Raw genomic sequence first — 17,639 nt, 5'->3', positions numbered from 1 at the left:
TATACCTTGGCAGATGTGTCGATGATGAAGGGCGCCAATGTTGCGGTGCCGATGTCTTCAGTCCGCGTCGAGCTGGGGTGGCAGTCAGGTCCAGGGGTTCCGGATGCCGATGCGTCCGCGCTGTTACTCGTCTCCGGGAAGGTGCGGTCGGATAACGACTTCGTCTTCTACAACCAGCCGAGTCATCCGTCCGGCGCGGTGCGGCACGAAGGGAAGCGACCGGGACCGACGGTCATCGACACGTTGTCGGTGAATCTGGCACAGGTCGAATCGCAGATCGACACGATTGTGATCGCGGCATCCGCGGATGGTGGCACATTCGGGCAGTTCCAAGGGCTTTATGTGCGGGTGCTCGATGCGGTGAGCGGCGCGGAGGCGGCGCGATTCGACAGCACGGGGGCGAGCACCGAGACCGCGTTCGTGCTCGGGGAGTTGTATCGACGGCAGGGGGCGTGGAAGTTCCGGGCGGTCGGTCAGGGGTATGCGACCGGGTTGGCCGGGCTGGCTACCGATTTCGGGATTTCGGTTGATGATCCTGGGGCTGGGCAGGCGTCTGCGGGTCAGGCGCAACCGGCTCACCCGACGCCTCCGACGCAGCAGCACACGCCCGCGTCACAACAGCACACGCCTTCGCCGGCGCAGCAGTCCGCGACGTCTCCGCAGTATCCGCAGTATCCGCCCGCGGCACCGCCCGGATATCCGCCGAATCCGGCGCAGCCGTATCCGGCGAGCCCGACGCCGCAGCCATACGCGCAGAACCCTTTTCCACCGAACCAAACGCCGCAGCCCTATGCGCCGCCCGACCAGCAACCGCAGCCTTATGCGCCGCCGAACCAACCATCGCAGCCCTATGCGCCGCCGACCGCATCCAACCAATTCGCCCCAACTGCCGGCGCGCCGGTCGATCTCAGCAAGGTTTCGCTGACGAAGGACGCGCCGACGGTCTCGCTGACCAAGCATGGTGCGACCTCGGGCACCATGCGGGTCAACCTGAATTGGGTCACCGCGCAGACCGGCGGCGGTGGTCTGTTCGGCCGCAAGCGCGCCAACGCCCTCGACCTCGATCTGTGCTGTTTCTTCGAACTGGCCGACGGCCGGATCGGATCCGTTCGTGCCCTGGACCGTTCGTTCGGCGCGCTGGATCGCCCGCCGTTCATCCGGCTCGATCAGGACGACCGGACCGGCAGCAGCGCGACCGGTGAGAATCTCGATATCAATCTCGACTACACCGCGCAGTTCCGCCGGATTCTGGTCTTCGCCTCGATCTACGAGGGTGCGAACAACTTCCAGGGCGTGCAGTCCACCGCGACGCTGTATCCGCTGAACTCGCCGCCGATCGAAATGATCATCGGCGGCTGCCAGGACAACTCGCGCGATGTGATCCTCGCCCATATCGAGAATATCAACGGCGAGTTGATCGTTCGTCGCGACGGCACCTTCGTCCGGCCGCCCTCGGGGCATCCGGGCGGCGGTGTGCGCGAAATCGCGCGGATGTACAACTGGGGTTTCGAATTCAAAGCCACACGCGGTAAAGGCTAGGGCCGCCTGCCGCGGCCGACCGACCCGTCGATCTTCCTCGACCAGAGCGTCGACCTGGTCTAGGACTGAGGGATGGAATGGGTGGCCGTCGAGGGAAAGTCGTGGCGTGCAGGCGGTTCAGGCCAAACGCTGGATGAGTTCGGTGGCATCGGCGCGGAGGCCGTCCAGATCGCCGCGCCAGCCGAGCATGCGCATGATCGCGTCGGGAATGGTGCGTTCGGCGTGGGCGGGTGCGCTGCCCTCGTCGGAGCGGATGTTGATCACCGTCTCCACGAGCCGGAACGGCAGGGCCTCGGCCCCAGGCACGTCCGCCTCGGCAGCGACTGCCGCGGCCAAAGTTTCGTAGTGCCTGCGCAATTCGTCGCGGCGCAATCGAAAGGCGGCGAAGCGTTCGGTGCGTAATTCCGGAAGTAGGTAGAGCGCACCGAGATTCCAATGCGACGCGCACAGCTGGCGCACGTCGAACCAGGCCAGCGCGTACAACCGGGTGTGCGAAGGCTCCGGCACCTCACGTATGCGTTCGGCGAGATCCAAGGGGCCTGCGATGGTTTCGGCGAGCAGTGCGTCGAGGATGTCGTCTTTGGACGCGAAGTGGTGGTAGAGCGAGGCCTGCCGGATACCGACCGCATCGGCGACCGTCCGCGTCGAGGTATTGGCGTAACCATTGGTGGTGAACAATTCTCCGGCGGCGTCGAGGATCTCCGCGCGTGGCGTCCGACCACGCCGGGGGCGCTGGTCGAGACGGGGACGGCCGGGACCGAGATTTGCCACGACGCCATTCTGACACCGCGTCCGATCCGGCCGACCGCCGCCATAGCGATCGGACCGGTCTGATGTTTCCAGCACGATTGCCCAGTTGTGAGATTTCTGTCACTCGATAGAAATCCAGGCAACGCAGAAGTTACCGGCGTTCCCGGAAGCGATACACGAGGGACACCGAAAGCGCGATCGCGACCGCAAAACTGTCATGCGATAGGTATTGGCCGCTCGCGAAGGAACCCCCATGGCCACCAGAGTCGATTCCCCCGCCCCCGTCCTCCCACCGCCCGCCGACCAGGACAATGCCGACCTGGCCGGCTTCGGTTATCAGCCGGTGCTACACCGCAAACTCGGCCGGTACGCCTCATTCGCGGCCGGATTCTCCTTCGTCTCGATTCTCACCACGATCTTCCAGTTCTTCGGCTTCGGCTATTCGTTCGGTGGTGCCGCATTCTTCTGGACCTGGCCGATCGTGTTCGCCGGACAGTTCCTGGTCGCGCTGAACTTCGCCGAACTGGCTGCGCGCTACCCGATTTCGGGCTGTATCTACCAGTGGTCGCGTCGACTCGGCGGCGAGGTCGTCGGCTGGTTCGCCGGGTGGATGATGGTCATCGCGCAGATCGTCACGGCCGCTGCCGCCGCGATCGCGCTACAGGTGGTGCTGCCATCGATCTGGAGCGGATTCCAGATCGTCGGCGACGACACCGCGCTCACCTCGACCTCCGGCGCCACCAATGCGGTACTGCTCGGCAGCATCCTGCTGGTGCTCACCACGGTGATCAATGTGATCGGCATCGATCTGATGGCGCGGATCAATTCGATCGGCGTCACCGTGGAGATCATCGGCGTGCTGGCGATAATCGCGCTGTTCTTCACCCACACCGAGCGTGGACCGGGCGTGGTACTGCAAACCGATCAGGCCGCACCCGGGCCGTATTGGGCGGCATTCCTCGTCTCCGGTCTGATGGCAGCCTATGTGATGGTCGGATTCGATTCCGCCGGAGAGCTTTCCGAGGAGACCAAGAATCCACGCCGGGTCGCGCCGCGCACCATTCTGACCGCGCTCTCGGTCTCCGCACTCGGCGGTGGACTGCTGCTGCTCGGTGCGTTGATGGCGGCGCCGAGTCTGGATGACGGTTCGTTGGGCACCGAGGGCCTGGCCTATGTGCTCACCTCGAAGCTGGACAGCCCGGCCGGCAAGGTACTACTCGGCTGCGTCGCGGTGGCGATTACGGTGTGCACCTTGGCAATTCAGACCGCAGGGTCACGGCTGATGTTCTCGATGGCGCGAGACGGCAAGTTGCCCTTCGCCCGTCGCCTGGCCGTGGTGCATCCGCGCTTCGGCACACCAGTGCTACCCGCGGTGATCATCGGCGTGCTCGGCATCGGGCTGCTGGTGCTCAATCTCGGCAATGCGGCGATCTTCGCCACCCTGGCCAGTGTCTGCATCGTGACGCTCTATCTGGCGTATCTGCTGGTCACGGTGCCGCTGCTGATGCGGCGGATCCGGGGTTGGGACAGTGGCGCTGTCGGACTGTTCAGCCTGGGGCGCTTCGGAATTCCGATCAACGCACTCGCCGTCGTCTGGGGCGTCGCGATGGCGGTGAATCTGGCCTGGCCGCGTGCCGAAGTCTACACGCCGAATGGCGGCGGCTGGTGGATGCTCTGGGCCGCACCGCTTTTCGTGGTGATCGTGGTCGCTGTCGGAGTTGTCGTGCATCGCATCGTCAATGCCGGTCCGAGTACCGAAAGTCTCGAACCCGCTGCCCAGCCGGCCTGACCGGGTGCGCGGTGGCGGCCTCGACGACCGCCACCGCGCAGCATCCGACCGAGTTGCACACACGGACTCGCCCAACAGCAGCCGATCGCGCCGAACCCGGTCCTCGAAACGTATCGAGCACTCGCGGAGCACTTTCGCGGCACAAGAGTTCGGTAGCACGAACGCACCCGCACCGAAAGGGACAACGATGACCAGCACAGCCTCCACTACCGGAGCGCGCGCACATGCGAGGTCGCAAGCGGCCGCAGCAACCATCTCGGGGCCGCAGTTGCCGGACGGTGTCGCCGCATCGAAAATCACTTACGCCCAACGTATTCCGGCCGGTGGATATGCAAGTGCCGTACTCGGTCGCGGGACCAGGCTGCGCTTGCGCGACCCCGCCGGTGCCGCATGCGCGCACCTCTTGCTGCTGCGGGCCGACGCACCGTGGGAGCGGCTCAATGTCGCCGATACCGTGAAGGTGCCGTGGCAGGCATATCTGAGTGCCGGACATCCACTGCTCTCGGATCAGGGGCGGGTGCTGGCCACCGTGGTCGCCGACACGTCAGGTCGGCACGACACCCTGTGCGGCCCGACTCCCGAAGGCCGCGCGCTGCTGCGGCTCGCGGGTGCGAAGCAAGGACTCCAACCACGGGATATCGGGCCGACCGTTTCCTTCTTCCGCGGCGTCCGCGTCGAATCCGATGGTGCGCTGACCGCCACCGGTAGTGCGGGCGCGGGCTCCTCGGTCGACCTGCTCATCCACCTGCCGGTGGTGCTGCTCGTCGCCGACACCGCACACCCGCTGGACGACCGGCCGGCGACGGATCTCGACATCGTCGCCTGGTCCGCACCGGAAGAGCTTGCCGTGCAGCACAATTCCGATCCGGAGTATCTGCGGGCCGTGCAGAACACCGAACAGGCCTGGACGGCCGCGACTCTGGAGGTAGGAGCATGATCTCGGCACCGACCCGCACCATTGTGCGCGACGAAACCGTGCCCGCCTGCGCGCCATGGTCGACCGTGGTCCGCACGGGTGACCAGCTCGAAATCATCGACCTGCACGGCAATCAGGCGGTGGACTGCCTGCTGTACTCGGCGGCCGACCACACCGACCGCTACAGCGCGCAGGCCACCATCACCGCACAGCGCAATATCTTCATCGGGACGGGCAGTGTGCTGCGCACCGATGCGGGCACCGCGCTCATGACCGTGCTCGCCGACGACGTCGGCAACCACGACACCATCGCGGGGGCCTGCTCCCAGGAGTCCAATACGCTGCGCTACGGCCATCACACCCGCCACCAGCACGCCTGTGTCGAGAACTTCCTCACCGAGGCACTGAAATGGGGACTGGGCAAACGTGATCTGGTGTCGAATATCAACTGGTTCATGAATGTTCCGGTCGAGGCCGACGGCACCCTCGGCATTGTCGACGGATTGTCGGCTCCGGGAAAGAAAGTCACGCTGCGCGCCGAGATCGACACGTTGGTGCTGGTGTCGAATTGCCCGCAGATCAATAACCCCTGCAACGGCTTCGATCCCACGCCCGTGCGGATGGTGGTGACCCGATGATCGCGACCGGCTTGTCCGCGACCGGTGCTGCGAAGCCGGCCGGGTCGTCGACCCTGCCGATCGACGAGCATTCGATCGTCGCGGATGGCACACCTGGACAGTTCCGGGCGAACATCAGCGTCGACACGGCCGACGCGTCTGAGATCATCTCCGCCGCTGCGGGATCCGCCGACGACAACACGAACGGCAGGCTGGAATCGGCCGATTCGGTCGGCCGGAGCGACCTCGAAGTTATCGGCGACACCACGTCGCGGATCGAAGTGCTGCGGCCGGGGATGCTGACGACCGTGCAGGATTGGCCGGGACGGATCGGATACTGGCATATCGGAGTTCCGCCTTCGGGACCGATGGATGATCTGTCGTTCCGGCTCGGCAACCGCGTACTCGGCAACTCCGAGGGCGCCGCGGGCCTCGAGTGCACCCTCGGCGGTCCCGCGCTGAAGTTTTCCGCGCCGACCTGGGTGTGCGTCACCGGTGCGCCGACCGATGTCACCGTGAACGGTATCCGTGTACAGCAGTGGCGAACGGTGTTGGTTCCAGCGGATGGAACGCTCGATATCGGTCCGGTGCGCGGACCGGGCATGCGCTGCTATGTGCTGATCGCAGGCGGTATTCAACTACCCGGATATCTGGGCAGCACAGCCACATTCACGCTCGGCAAATTCGGCGGCAGCGCGGGCAATGCGCTGCGTGCCGGTGAAATGCTGCCGCTGGGCACGCATCAGGGCCGGGTGGCGGCGGCGGTGCCGATGGAGGAGCAGCCCGTCCTCACCCGGCGGTGGGAATTGGCCGTCACCGAAGGTCCGCACGGCGCACCGGAGTTCTTCACCCGCGATGACTTCGACACGATCGTCGGCACCGACTACGAGGTGCATTTCAATTCCGATCGCACCGGCGTACGACTGATCGGCCCGAAACCCGAATGGGCCAGGACCGATGGCGGCGAAGCCGGACTGCACCCGTCCAATATCCACGACACCCCGTATTCGGTTGGGGCGCTCGACTTCACCGGTGATACGCCGATCCTGCTCGGCCCCGACGGACCCAGCCTCGGCGGCTTCGTCTGCCCGGTGACGGTGGTCGCCGCCGACCGATGGAAACTCGGTCAGCTCGCGCCGGGCGATGCCGTGCGCTTCGTCCCGATCCGCAGCGATCGCGCCGCCTCGGTGCGCGAACTCGGCCCGGCCCGGCGCGCCGCGTGGCCCACGGTGCTCTCCCCCGGCGGCGACGGCGATGACGGTGTACTGCGCCGCACCGATGCCGACGACGAGACCGGGGTGACCTACCGCCGTCAGGGAGACGACGGCGTACTCGTCGAATACGGCTCCATGACACTGGATCTCGGTCTGCGCGCCCGCGTGCACGCCTTGCACCAGCACCTGCTCGAGGTCGGTGTGCGCGGCGTGACGGAGCTGACGCCGGGTGTCCGTTCTCTGCAGATCCGAGTCGATCCGGCGGTCATGCCGGTCTCCACGCTGCTCGATCTGCTCACCGAGGCCGAACAGCACATCCCAGGTTCCGACCAGCTCGTGGTGCCGAGCCGCACCGTGCACCTGCCGCTGTCCTGGGACGATCCGGCCACGCGGGAGGCGATCACCCGCTATATGCACGGCGTGCGCGCGGACGCACCCTGGTGCCCGTGGAATATCGAATTCATCCGGCGCATGAACGGATTGGCGTCGGTACAGGAGGTCTACGACACCGTCTTCGGGGCCGAATATCTGGTCCTCGGTCTCGGCGACGTCTATCTCGGCGCACCGGTCGCCACCCCGACCGACCCACGCCACCGGCTCGTCACCACGAAGTACAACCCGGCCCGCACCTGGACTCCTGAGAATGCCGTCGGCATCGGCGGTGCTTATCTGTGCATCTACGGGATGGAAGGTCCCGGCGGCTACCAATTCGTGGGCCGCACGACCCAAGTCTGGAACCACCGTCACCCCGGCACCGTGAGCGACGAATCCCCCTGGCTGCTGCGCTATTTCGACCGGATCCACTGGTATCCGGTCGAGGCCGATGAGCTCCTCGACCTGCGCGCCGATTTCGCGGCGGGCAAGGTCCAGGTGCGGGCCGAGGACGGTGAGTTCGCGCTCGCCGACTATCGCGAGTTCCTGGCCGACAATGCCGAATCCATAGACGAATTCCGCGCGGTACAGGCCGAAGCCTTTGCCGCCGAACGCGACTCCTGGCGGCAGGCCGGTGAACTCACCGCCTGATCGCATTACCAGCCGAAGAGCTCTGCCATATCGATGGACTCGTCATCCCAGAGTTCCTCGATATGGTGTCGTTCGGCCTCCGGCAGACCCGGTGACCAGCCGCAGCTCCGCCAGAAGTCTTCCCGATGTTGCTGAGTAATCCGTCTCGGCTCACTCATGGCGCTCACCTCTGCATTGCCACCGTCGTGCTGCCATTGATTGTGAGCCTGCTCCGGCCGCGACATGCCGGAACAGGCCCATGTTTTCAGCGCAGTTCGCGGAAGAATTCGCGAATATCGCCGGTCAGCAGTACCGGTTCCTCCAGCGCCGCGAAGTGTCCGCCGCGATCCACATCGGTCCAGCGGGTGATGGTGTTCTCGGTCTCGGAGTAACGACGAATGACGATGTCGTGGGCGAAAACCAGGGCCGCGGTCGGCACACCGGAGTTCGCGTTGGTCGTGCCCCAGCCGCCGCGCTGTGCATAACCGACGTAGGCAGCCGAGCCCGCGGTGCCGTTGAGCCAGTACAGCATCACATTGGTCAGTAGCCGATCTCGGTCGATGACCTTGTCCGGGTCCACATTTCGCGGATAGGTCCACTCGCGGAACTTGTCCATAATCCAGGCGAGCTGGCCGATCGGCGAATCCACCAGTCCGTACGCCAGAGTCTGCGGTCGAGTGGACTGGATGGCGATGTAGCCGAACTCCTCCCGCATGAACGCCTGTATGCGCCGGATCCGGTCGCGTTCGAGATCGGTCATGCTCGCCAACTCTTCTTCGGACAGTTGATGTGTCGGTGGGATCGGGGCGGGGCCACCATTGCAATGCACTCCGACAACACGGTCCGGCGCGGTGCGTCCCACCTGCGGGCTGACGGATGCGCCGAGATCGCCGCCCTGAGTGCCGTAGCGTTCGTAGCCCAGCCTGCGCATGAGTTCGACCCATGCCGCGCCGATCCGCTCGAAGGTCCAGCCGTCGTCGCTGACAGGTCCGGAGAAGCCGAATCCCGGCAGCGATGGAATGACCAGGTGGAAGGCGTCGGCGGGATCGCCGCCGTGGGCGCGCGGGTCGGTGAGCGGTCCGATGACGTCGAGGAATTCGACGACCGAACCGGGCCAGCCGTGCGTCAACATCAGCGGGAGGGCATCGGGCTCGGGCGAACGGACGTGCAGGAAGTGGATGCGCTGTCCGTCGATCTCGGTGGTGAATTGCGGATAGGTGTTGAGCTGGGCCTCGGCGGCGCGCCAGTCGTAGCCGGTGCGCCAGTAGTCGACCAGTTCGCGCAGCCAGGTGGTCGGCACGCCGGTGTCCCAGCCATCGCCGGGCAGCGGGGCGGGCCAGCGCGCGTGGTCGAGACGATTGCGCAGGTCATCGAGCTGCTGCTGGGGGATTTCGATGCGGAACGGGGTGATTTCTGTGCTCATGAAAACCACACTATTGGCCACCTAGGACAGCTTCGGCCCTAGGTTTGCGGCAGACTTTCAGCCATGTTGGAGACCTCCGCGCGCCTGCTGCGATTGCTGTCACTGTTGCAGACTCCTCGCGACTGGACCGGCACCGAACTCGCCGAACGCCTCGACGTCGATGTGCGCACGGTGCGCCGCGATATCGATAAGTTGCGCAACCTCGGCTATCCGGTCGACGCGACCGCCGGTGTGGCGGGGTACCGCCTCGGGGCGGGGGCGAAACTGCCGCCGCTGCTGCTCGACGACGATGAGGCGGTGGCCGTTGCCGTCGGGCTGCGCACCGCGGCGGGCGGCACCATCGCGGGCATCGCGGACAGCTCTTTGCGCGCGCTCACCAAACTCGAGCAGGTGCTGCCGTCGAGGCTGCGGCATCGCGTCAGCCTGCTCCAATCGGTCACTGTCACAGTGCCTTCCGCAGGCCCCACCGTCGATCCCGATGTGCTGACCGCCCTCGCCGGTGCCATCCGCGACAATCACCGTCTGCGCTTCGACTACCGAACCCACAGCGGCACAACATCATTGCGCACCGCCGAACCGCATCGCCTGGCACACACCGGTCGACACTGGTACCTCATCGGCTGGGATATCGACCGCGCGGACTGGCGTACCTATCGCGTCGACCGCCTGCACCCCCGCATTCCGACCGGCCCTCGCTTCACCCCGCGCGAGCCACCCGAAACCGACCTAGCCCACTACATCACCAGCGGCACGACGACTTCCCCCTACCGCTATGTCGCCCGCGTCACCCTGCACGTACCCGCCCAGGTCGCCGCAGAACGCATCGCCCCGACCGTGGGCGTCATCGAGGCCATCGATGATCGGACCTGCCTACTCCGCACCGGTTCCAACTCCCTGGACGAACTCGCCGTCTACATAGCGACTTTCGGCTTCGACTGCCGAATCCACGAACCCCCCGAACTGATCGCACACGTCCGCGAACTCACAAATCGCCTTACCACAGCGATCGAGTAGCGGTCACACGGCGGGTGGTGCTCAGTCGGGTTCGCGCGCAGTGGCTTCCGGACTCACCTGATCGCGAATCGTGCGCAGACCGCCGACGAAGGCATCGAGTTGGTCGGGGGGCAACAGGCCGGTGAACCAGCGCTCGATGACCTCCAGGTAATCCGGGAGTACGCGGGCCAAGCGGGTCGCGCCGGCGGCGGTGAGGACCGCGTAGGAGCTGCGGCGGTCGACCGAGTCGAGCTCGCGGCGCACGAAGCCGTTGCGCTGCAGGCGGTCGACCAGTCGGGTGACGCCGCTGGTGGACAGGCTGGTCTGGGCGGCGAGATCGGTCATACGCAGGCGACACTCCGGTGAACGGCTCAGGCGCATCAGCGCGTTGACGTCGAGGCCGGACAGACCGTGCTTCTTCCAGGTCGGTTCCAGTTTTCGGGTCAGGCCGTCGTACGCCTCGTAGAGCAGGCCCATGGTGGTGAGCCTGGGATCGTCGAAGAGTTCTGCGTCCACGGTGGCGAGCTTAGCCGAGATACTTGCTATGCGGATAGTTGACATGCGGAACATATGCGCTAGATTGTTGTCAGCGCAATATTCCTCACCGCAACTAAATGGAGATTTCGATGACTACCTCTTCGCGCTGGGTCGCGGGCTTCCGTTCCACACTGGTCGACCCCACCGAGCGGATCCGTTTGGCCGAGCCGCGCGGCTTCGTCGATGAGACGGTGCGTCAGGTGTTGCACCTGGTCGGGGGCGGCGAGCAGCTGCGGGTGCGGCTGACGAACCGCTATGGTGCGACGCCGGTGACCATCGGCGCGGCACGGATCGCGGTGCGCAAGGCCGGGGCGGAGATCGTCGCGGAGACCGATACCGAGCTGCGTTTCGACGGCCGGGCGCAAGTGATCATTCCGGCGGGGGGCGATATCGTCAGCGACCCGGTCGATTTCGCGTCGACGGCGGGTACGGATCTGGTGCTGAGTATCTACTTGCCGAAAGAGACTGGCCTGGCACCCTTCTCGCATCTGCCGGTGGAATCCAGTTTCGTGGCCGCCGGTGATCAGGTCGCCGCGATCGCGCTATCCGAAGCCGAGGAGACCACCTCGCGCTTCTATGTGACCGGTGTCGACGTGCTCACCTCGACGAATGGCCCGATCGTTGTCGCGTTCGGTGACTCCTGGTTCGAAGGCGTCGGGTCCACCCTCGGCGCGAACCATCGCTCTGTCGACGTCCTCAACGAACGTCTCACCAGCGGTTGGGTTGTCAATCAGGGCATCGGCGGGACCCGATTGCTGACCGACCAGATCGGCGAACACGGACTGGCCCGTTTCGACCGCGATGTGCTCGAAGTTCCCGGCGTCACCCATGTTGTCCTGAACTTCGGTATCAACGATCTGATCCTCGACAACAGCACATCGTCTGCCGAGGCGCTCATCACCGGTTTCACCGAATTGGCCGGACGTGCCCGTGCGGCGGGACTTGCGGTGTACGCCAACACCATCGGGCCGTTCGCCGGTGTCATCTATCCAGATCTCAATGTCGCCGAAGGCCGGGTGGTGCGCCGTGATGTCAACGAATGGCTCCGCACCACAACCATTTTCGATGCCGTATTCGATGTGGCTGCCGCCGTCGAGGATCCGAATGATCCCGACTTCATCCGACCCGATCTGGACAGCGGTGACGGTCTGCATTTGAACGATGCGGGTCACCGCATCATGGGTGAGACCATGTCCATTCCGGGGCTTACCGACTAGTTACGGGACCAAGCCGCGCAAGACGATTTCGATGCCGAGGCGGAATTCCGTCTCGGCATCGACATTTCGGGCGTCGGTGGCGGTTTCGACGAGTACCGGATAGTCGGCCGGGGCGAGTCGGGTCATCGCGGCGGTGCCCGCGCCGGAGAGTGGGCCGTAGTGCTCGTTCTGGAGGTGGCCGAGCAGGAAGGCCATCAGGGTGCGTTGGGCCAGGACTCGGCCGATGCCGGTAAAGCCCGCATCGGTGAGGATGGTCAGCATCGCCTCGATCCAGCGCAGGCTGTTGGGTGCGGACTGACGGTGGCGCACGACCAGCGGGATCGTGGCCGGGTGGGTGGATACCGTCGTGCGCATGCGGTCGAGTAGGGCCGCGATGCGGTCGCGCCAGTCCGGGTCGGTCGGTGGCGTGAGGTCGATATCGGCCAGGAGATGGTCGACGACCAGCAGCTCGAGTTCGTCGCGGTCGGCGACGTAGCGGTAAAGGCCCATGGTGGCGATGCGGAGTTCCTTCGCGACCGCGCGCATGGTGAGGCCGGACAGACCGTCGCGGTCGAGCACCGCGACGGCGGCCGCCGCGATGGCGGGGCCGGTCAGCGAGCGAGGGCGGGGCACGGGTTGACAGCGTACAAGGTACGCGCATACTTGTCGTAGGCGTACGTCGTACACCTACGAAGGGAGTTTCCATGTCAATGCCGACCACGGTGCCCGCCCGAGAACTGGTCACCATCGCCGACAGCACAATTCGGATTCCGGACCCGGATTGCCTGATCCACCTACAGTTCCGCCGCTTCGCCGGCTGCCCGATCTGCAACCTGCACCTGCGCTCGTTCGCGGTGCGGCACGCCGAAATCCGCGCCGCCGATATCCGCGAGGTCGTCGTATTCCATTCCAACGCAGCCGAATTGCGCAAATACGAAGGCGACCTCCCCTTCGACCTCATCGCCGACCCGACCCGAACCCTCTACCGCGAATTCGGCATCGAAGCCAAGCCCCGCGCACTCCTCGACCCCCGCGCCTGGCCCACCATAATCCGCGGCGTCACCACCGCGACCATGGCCGTCCTCCGCAAGGAAAAGCCCGCTCCCCCAGCGGAACCCGAAGGCGGGCGCCTAGGGCTCCCCGGCGACTTCCTCATCGCGCCGGACGGACGTGTGCTCGCCGGCAAACTCGGGGTGCACGCCGATGACCAATGGTCGGTCGATGAACTGCTCGCCCACGTGCCTACCCGCGATAAGTCCGGCTCAGGGCATCAATGACGCCGGATCCACGGTGAATTCGAAGGGACTGCGCAGGGTGGCGGTGTCTCCGGCCGCCACCCGGTGCGTCCGTTCGTAGGCGTCTTCCGACCCAAGGGCGTGCGCGAACAGGACCGGCAACTTTTCGTCGGCGAGCTGGCCTTTGAACGGGTTGATCTCGACGCGCCAGTAGTTGGGGATTTTGGCGGCGGCGTAGAGCACGGGCTTGACCATGCGGTCCTGCATCGTCGTCGATTTGGAGACAACTTCGACTACGAGTTCCACCTGTTCAGCAGGAACCCCGCGGTTGTCCCAGTCGATCGGGCCGACCGCCACCATCAGGTCGGGAATGGGCTCGTCGTCGCCGATCAGCACGCCCACGCCTTCTAGCACGACGTATCCAGGAGGCAGTACGTCGTCGAGAGCGCGCGTCAACCATTTGATGAGCCACTGATGCCGTGGCTTGGGAGCAGCGTTCACGACGAGCTGGCCATTCAGCACCTCGTACCGTAATCCGTCTTCAGGAATGTGATCGAGGTCCGCGGCCGTCCAATGATCGGACCGAGGAGCGGGCATTGCCATTGGAACCACCTCCAACCTCGTCGAACGGAAGCGAACGACGTCCGCTCAGTCCGTCCGAGTCTAGCCCGAGCAGCTCATGTCAGCGGCGTGTCAGTGGGGGTGGGCATGGTTCCGGCAGGCCGCACGGGGGACGTCCCCGGGTGGCGGACAGTACGGAAAGGGTTGGGCCATGTCTGAGGTTGAGCTGGGGGGATTCGTTGCGGAGATGGCGGCGAAGTTCGGGGTGCCGGGGGCTGCGGTGGGGGTTTGGGTTGATGGGCGGGAGGTTTTCGCGGCGCATGGGGTGACGAGTATCGAGAATCCGGTGCCGGTGGATCGGGACACGATGTTCGTGTTGGGGTCGGTGAGTAAGACGTTTACCGCGACGGCGGTGATGCGGCTGGTCGCGGAGGGCAAGGTCGAGTTGGATGCACCCGTGCGGCGGTATGTGCCGGAGTTGGCGCTCGGCGACGAGGCGGCCGCTGCGGAGATGACGGTGTTGAATCTGCTCAATCACACTGCGGGGCTGGGGATTCGGCTGATCGTCGAGACCGGGGACGGGGACGACGCGCTGGCCGAGTACGTGGCGCGACTAAACGAGTTGGACCTGATCGGGCCGGTCGGTGCTCGCGCGTCCTACTCGCAGGCGGGGTACAACCTGCTCCGGCGGGTCATCAAGAAGGTGACGGGGCTGACCTTCGAGAAGGCGGTCGCTCAGTTGCTGCTCGACCCGATCGGGCTGTCGCGCAGTCGTTATCTGTCGAGCGAGATCATGACTCGGCGCTTCGCGGTCGGACACAATCGCGGTGCCGACGGTGCGCTGACGGTGGCACGCGAGTGGAAGGACACGCGGGCCAACAATCCAGGTGGCGGCATCGTATCTTCGGTGGCCGACCAGTTGCGTTGGGCGCGTTTCCAACTCGGTGACGGCCGGGCCGAAAGCGGTGAACGGGTATTGCCCGCCGAGGTGCTGGTGCGGATGAAGGAGCAAACCGTCGAGTTGCGTGGCAGCTCCCTCGGCCATGCCTTCGGTATCTGCTGGTTCCTGCGCGATGCGGACGGTGTGCGAGTCGTGAGCCACGGCGGCTCTTCGAACGGCCAATTCGGCGAACTCGTTACCGTGCCGGAACGGAATTTCGCCATCACCGTCATGTGCAATGCGGGCCCCGACGACGGCATCCAATTCAACCAGGCCGTGGTGCGGTGGGCGCTGGAGCATTACCTCGGGCTGATCGATCAGGATCCCGAACCGCTCCCCTTCGACCCGGCGCGGGCCGAGAAGATCATCGGCGACTACGAAATCGACGCCATGACACTCACGATCGGCACCGACGAGACCGGGCTGACGGTCGCCTGCGGGATCAAACCAGAGGTCCGCGCGGCCTCGGAAATCGAACTCCCCCCGAACCTTCCGGCGGCCGGTCTCGGGCTGCTACCCGGCAACCGCGACGAATACATTGTCACCAGTGGCGGTCTGCAAGGTCAGCGCGGTTTCTTCACCCGCGACGAACGCGGCCGGATCGTGGGCGCAGATATGGCGGGGCGGATATTCAACCGGGTCTCGACCACCGCCTGATCCGCAAGCGAGCGATAGCCGTTGCCACGGCCAGCTGGATAGGCCGAAAGTCCGTCAGACGGCTATTCAGCCCGGCTTTCGAGCGCCTTCCGGACGAGTTTCCGGGCTGCCTCACCAACAACCGATTGGCCGGCCAGCACATCGAACGCCCGGCCGTAGATCGCAACCTCTCGCGGTTGGGTAATCGTCAGCTCGGCTGTGATGCCTTCGACCGTGACCATGCGCGAATCGAACATTACGAAGTTCGTCGTTTGCATCGGCGGGCCAGCTTGCGCCGGAATGATGCCAAGCCGAACCCGAGACAGGCCGATCACGGCCATGAGCCGGTCCAACTGCCCAATCATTACCGCGTCGGTGCCGACCGAGGTGTACAAAGCTTGTTCGGCGATCAGGATGTGAAAGCGCCGTTCGCCTCTGTACAGGTATTGCTGACGTTCGAGCCGCTTCGATACCGCTTCGTCTATGTCGTCGGGTAGCCGATAGAAATCGACTGAATGCCTCAAGATGGCTTCGGCGTACTCGGCAGTCTGAAGAATGCCGGGAATAACGACCGGCTGATAGATCCTCATCAGTTTCGAGCGCTCAGCGAGCCTGACCGACTTCTGCTGTCCCCGTTTGAGTCCCGCTGCGTGCTGCCGCCGGTATTCCATGTACGCAGCATCGATGTTGTGGACTGTGGCCAACAGATCTTCGAGTTGGTCACCTGCGCCGGTATGAGCGCAGTAGGCACGAATATCCGCGTCTGACGGCTTTACTCTGCCGTACTCGATCTTGGAGACCTTCGTTTCATGCCAGCCAGACAGGCGCGCAAGCTCACGACCTGAGATTCCCGACCTTCGTCGGATCTCCCGAAGCCGCTGCCCGAGCGCCTGCCGGGCCTCATGAATGCCGTTACTCACCTCCGGATGTCTACCGCGTACTCGGCGTACGGCGTAGCTAGCTGCCACACGCGCTCTTTCACCTGTCGGCACAGGTCGACAATCCGCGGGTCGGTGGTCAGAGCCGACGCCGCGGCCGCACGTCCGTTCTCGTCGACGAGGTTGAACACCACCCGTTCGTCATCCAACAGCCAGAAATCATCGGCGGGCACGTCTCTAGCGATTTGCCGGGGCAAGTACCGAATGTCCTCGCCCGCTTCGGCATTCAGTGCCGTAAGCGCGAGTAACCACCTTTGATAATCGACATGGGGCACTGACACAACCCGGACCCGGGTCACAGCCACACCACGGCCGACCGTAGCTCGTACCAACTCTCCCCAAGGCTCGAACCAAGCATTGTCGTCCGGCTCTCCATCGAGAAACCGGCGTAACGCTTCCGACTCGTTGGGAACCGCGTAGGTGTCTCTGACCTCGAGGTGAAACGCTTCCCGTTGGCACCGCCCGAATAGGTCAGGCCACGGATTGTCGCGAAGCAGTTGCACCGTAGAACGTCCTTTCTGCCTTCGGAACCTCGATAGCGGTTTCGTAGGTCTCCATCGTCATCTGGCCCAGCGTCTCACGGTCTGCGATCGGGCGACCGGACACAAGGAACGTGCCTCGACCCGAATCAGTTATCCGGTCCTTGGTCATTCTCGGTATCGGCCTATCGGCCGGTCTGCTCTCCACTCCGAGCGCGCCCGCTGCACCGCTCACGGTGCCCCACTGCACAAATGGTGTCGTGCAGGTCGACGGCGTAGACAAAGCCGCCTGCGACGCCCATTACTACAACTACCTTGTGCCGGAATGCAATAAGCGCAAGTCGGCCGTCTGCATGCGAGCTGCGAACCAGTGGTATGCGGACTGTCTCACCGGGAAGGTCCCGCCGCCGTGCGGATGTGTGTCGGATCCCATCCGACCGGAGAACTACGGACCAGACACGCCTGCCGCGCTCGGCGCAGCTGGATAGGATGCGGCGATGGCAATGACCTGGGAGCTCGGGGAGCCGATCGCGACCCGCGAACTCCGCAAGGGTGACGATCCAGTGGTCGTCACGTTCGGGAAGCCGGAGCCGTCCGAGAGCGGTTCCTACTCATGCACCGTTCGGATCGAAGGCATGGAGGCGGAGCCGTTGACCCGGGCCATCTTCGGGGTGGATGCGGTACAGGCCCTGATCGAGGCAATGGTCTTCGCCGGTCGTCTGCTCGAGGCCGACGGAGGCGAGTACACGTTCCTAGGAGAATCCGACCTCGGATTTCCTCGAAGCTGACAACAGCTGTGCATCGAGACGGAACTGGCCAACTGTAGAAGCGGAAAGGCAAGAGCCCCGCACCGTCATCTTTCGAGGTGCGGGGC

General features: G+C 64.9%; 18 protein-coding genes. 10 read left to right on the top strand and 8 right to left on the bottom strand.

All coding sequences use genetic code 11. The features are described 5' to 3' along the window. Positions 1-21 precede the first annotated feature (21 nt). Positions 22-1,539, top strand: coding sequence for a TerD family protein (locus ACQPYR_RS05620; RefSeq protein ID WP_433635021.1), 1,518 nt, complete (start codon positions 22-24; stop codon positions 1,537-1,539). A gap of 117 nt (positions 1,540-1,656) precedes the next feature. Here the strand turns inward: ACQPYR_RS05620 and ACQPYR_RS05615 are convergent, their stop codons facing one another. After that, on the bottom strand, positions 1,657-2,310 hold the full coding sequence (locus ACQPYR_RS05615) for a TetR/AcrR family transcriptional regulator (protein ID WP_433628409.1): 654 nt from the start codon (positions 2,308-2,310) through the stop codon (positions 1,657-1,659). 232 nt (positions 2,311-2,542) lie between these two features. Between ACQPYR_RS05615 and ACQPYR_RS05610 the strand changes: the two genes are divergently transcribed. From ACQPYR_RS05610 to ACQPYR_RS05595, 4 genes are all read left to right on the top strand, one after another. After that, positions 2,543-4,078, top strand: coding sequence for an amino acid permease (locus ACQPYR_RS05610; RefSeq protein ID WP_433628406.1), 1,536 nt, complete (start codon positions 2,543-2,545; stop codon positions 4,076-4,078). 187 nt (positions 4,079-4,265) lie between these two features. Continuing rightward, positions 4,266-5,015 carry a DUF1989 domain-containing protein gene (locus ACQPYR_RS05605; RefSeq protein WP_433628403.1) on the top strand — a complete coding sequence of 250 codons (750 nt, stop codon included), beginning with the start codon at positions 4,266-4,268 and terminating at the stop codon, positions 5,013-5,015. After that, complete coding sequence (locus ACQPYR_RS05600; protein ID WP_433628401.1) at positions 5,012-5,632, top strand: urea amidolyase associated protein UAAP2; 621 nt, start codon at positions 5,012-5,014, stop codon at positions 5,630-5,632. Before ACQPYR_RS05605 ends, ACQPYR_RS05600 begins: the two co-directional genes overlap by 4 nt. Further along, positions 5,629-7,848, top strand: coding sequence for a 5-oxoprolinase/urea amidolyase family protein (locus tag ACQPYR_RS05595; protein WP_433628399.1), 2,220 nt, complete (start codon positions 5,629-5,631; stop codon positions 7,846-7,848). The genes ACQPYR_RS05600 and ACQPYR_RS05595 overlap by 4 nt, the downstream gene beginning before the upstream one ends. 5 nt (positions 7,849-7,853) lie before the next feature. Here the strand turns inward: ACQPYR_RS05595 and ACQPYR_RS05590 are convergent, their stop codons facing one another. Together ACQPYR_RS05590 and ACQPYR_RS05585 are read right to left on the bottom strand one after the other, a co-directional pair. Further along, positions 7,854-8,006, bottom strand: a complete 153-nt coding sequence (locus ACQPYR_RS05590; protein WP_433628397.1) for a hypothetical protein — start codon at positions 8,004-8,006, stop codon at positions 7,854-7,856. Between the two features lie 86 nt (positions 8,007-8,092). Beyond that, entirely contained in the window at positions 8,093-9,250 is a 1,158-nt protein-coding gene (locus ACQPYR_RS05585) for an epoxide hydrolase family protein (RefSeq protein WP_433628395.1), read from the bottom strand. Between the two features lie 63 nt (positions 9,251-9,313). Between ACQPYR_RS05585 and ACQPYR_RS05580 the strand changes: the two genes are divergently transcribed. After that, entirely contained in the window at positions 9,314-10,264 is a 951-nt protein-coding gene (locus ACQPYR_RS05580) for a helix-turn-helix transcriptional regulator (RefSeq protein ID WP_433628392.1), read from the top strand. 21 nt (positions 10,265-10,285) lie between these two features. On the opposite strand, the gene ACQPYR_RS05575 is transcribed toward ACQPYR_RS05580, so the two are convergent. Then, entirely contained in the window at positions 10,286-10,759 is a 474-nt protein-coding gene (locus tag ACQPYR_RS05575; protein WP_433628389.1) for a MarR family winged helix-turn-helix transcriptional regulator, read from the bottom strand. Between the two features lie 110 nt (positions 10,760-10,869). Here ACQPYR_RS05575 and ACQPYR_RS05570 point away from each other — a divergent pair, with 110 nt between their 5' ends. Continuing rightward, positions 10,870-11,997, top strand: a complete 1,128-nt coding sequence (locus ACQPYR_RS05570; protein WP_433628386.1) for a GDSL-type esterase/lipase family protein — start codon at positions 10,870-10,872, stop codon at positions 11,995-11,997. On the opposite strand, the gene ACQPYR_RS05565 is transcribed toward ACQPYR_RS05570, so the two are convergent. Then, complete coding sequence (locus ACQPYR_RS05565; RefSeq protein ID WP_433628383.1) at positions 11,998-12,609, bottom strand: TetR/AcrR family transcriptional regulator; 612 nt, start codon at positions 12,607-12,609, stop codon at positions 11,998-12,000. Between the two features lie 71 nt (positions 12,610-12,680). Between ACQPYR_RS05565 and ACQPYR_RS05560 the strand changes: the two genes are divergently transcribed. Further along, positions 12,681-13,253, top strand: a complete 573-nt coding sequence (locus ACQPYR_RS05560) for a peroxiredoxin-like family protein (RefSeq protein WP_433628380.1) — start codon at positions 12,681-12,683, stop codon at positions 13,251-13,253. Here the strand turns inward: ACQPYR_RS05560 and ACQPYR_RS05555 are convergent. Beyond that, positions 13,239-13,814: a Uma2 family endonuclease gene (locus tag ACQPYR_RS05555; RefSeq protein ID WP_433628378.1), complete on the bottom strand. Its 576-nt coding sequence runs from the start codon at positions 13,812-13,814 to the stop codon at positions 13,239-13,241. The genes ACQPYR_RS05560 and ACQPYR_RS05555 overlap by 15 nt on opposite strands. 169 nt (positions 13,815-13,983) lie before the next feature. On the opposite strand from ACQPYR_RS05555, the gene ACQPYR_RS05550 reads away from it, so the two are divergent. Beyond that, the gene (locus tag ACQPYR_RS05550) at positions 13,984-15,369 is read left to right on the top strand and encodes a serine hydrolase domain-containing protein (RefSeq protein ID WP_433628375.1); all 1,386 of its coding nucleotides are present in this window, start codon (positions 13,984-13,986) and stop codon (positions 15,367-15,369) included. 62 nt (positions 15,370-15,431) lie between these two features. Here the strand turns inward: ACQPYR_RS05550 and ACQPYR_RS05545 are convergent, their stop codons facing one another. Both ACQPYR_RS05545 and ACQPYR_RS05540 read right to left on the bottom strand, forming a co-directional pair. Further along, positions 15,432-16,268 carry a helix-turn-helix domain-containing protein gene (locus ACQPYR_RS05545; RefSeq protein ID WP_433628372.1) on the bottom strand — a complete coding sequence of 279 codons (837 nt, stop codon included), beginning with the start codon at positions 16,266-16,268 and terminating at the stop codon, positions 15,432-15,434. Then, complete coding sequence (locus tag ACQPYR_RS05540) at positions 16,265-16,789, bottom strand: DUF6879 family protein (RefSeq protein WP_433628370.1); 525 nt, start codon at positions 16,787-16,789, stop codon at positions 16,265-16,267. The genes ACQPYR_RS05545 and ACQPYR_RS05540 overlap by 4 nt, the downstream gene beginning before the upstream one ends. 473 nt (positions 16,790-17,262) lie before the next feature. Here ACQPYR_RS05540 and ACQPYR_RS05535 point away from each other — a divergent pair, with 473 nt between their 5' ends. Then, on the top strand, positions 17,263-17,553 hold the full coding sequence (locus ACQPYR_RS05535) for a DUF6968 family protein (protein WP_433628367.1): 291 nt from the start codon (positions 17,263-17,265) through the stop codon (positions 17,551-17,553). The last annotated feature ends 86 nt before the right edge of the window (positions 17,554-17,639 follow it).

It is taken from the genome of Nocardia sp. CA-120079, from assembly GCF_050955745.1.
Classification (GTDB): domain Bacteria; phylum Actinomycetota; class Actinomycetes; order Mycobacteriales; family Mycobacteriaceae; genus Nocardia.
The sequence above is the reverse complement of the archived record's forward strand: the minus strand, read 5'-3'. Positions and strand labels throughout refer to the sequence as shown.

Bases quoted from the DNA above. Each gene is read 5' to 3' on its own strand.
- ACQPYR_RS05550 (WP_433628375.1), top strand. From the start codon at position 13,984: ATGTCTGAGGTTGAGCTGGGGGGATTCGTTGCGGAGATGGCGGCGAAG.
- ACQPYR_RS05620 (WP_433635021.1), top strand. From the start codon at position 22: ATGATGAAGGGCGCCAATGTTGCGGTGCCGATGTCTTCAGTCCGCGTC.
- ACQPYR_RS05605 (WP_433628403.1), top strand. From the start codon at position 4,266: ATGACCAGCACAGCCTCCACTACCGGAGCGCGCGCACATGCGAGGTCG.
- ACQPYR_RS05595 (WP_433628399.1), top strand. From the start codon at position 5,629: ATGATCGCGACCGGCTTGTCCGCGACCGGTGCTGCGAAGCCGGCCGGG.
- ACQPYR_RS05590 (WP_433628397.1), bottom strand. From the start codon at position 8,006: ATGAGTGAGCCGAGACGGATTACTCAGCAACATCGGGAAGACTTCTGG.
- ACQPYR_RS05560 (WP_433628380.1), top strand. From the start codon at position 12,681: ATGTCAATGCCGACCACGGTGCCCGCCCGAGAACTGGTCACCATCGCC.
- ACQPYR_RS05600 (WP_433628401.1), top strand. From the start codon at position 5,012: ATGATCTCGGCACCGACCCGCACCATTGTGCGCGACGAAACCGTGCCC.
- ACQPYR_RS05580 (WP_433628392.1), top strand. From the start codon at position 9,314: ATGTTGGAGACCTCCGCGCGCCTGCTGCGATTGCTGTCACTGTTGCAG.
- ACQPYR_RS05555 (WP_433628378.1), bottom strand. From the start codon at position 13,814: ATGGCAATGCCCGCTCCTCGGTCCGATCATTGGACGGCCGCGGACCTC.
- ACQPYR_RS05570 (WP_433628386.1), top strand. From the start codon at position 10,870: ATGACTACCTCTTCGCGCTGGGTCGCGGGCTTCCGTTCCACACTGGTC.
- ACQPYR_RS05610 (WP_433628406.1), top strand. From the start codon at position 2,543: ATGGCCACCAGAGTCGATTCCCCCGCCCCCGTCCTCCCACCGCCCGCC.
- ACQPYR_RS05535 (WP_433628367.1), top strand. From the start codon at position 17,263: ATGGCAATGACCTGGGAGCTCGGGGAGCCGATCGCGACCCGCGAACTC.
- ACQPYR_RS05585 (WP_433628395.1), bottom strand. From the start codon at position 9,250: ATGAGCACAGAAATCACCCCGTTCCGCATCGAAATCCCCCAGCAGCAG.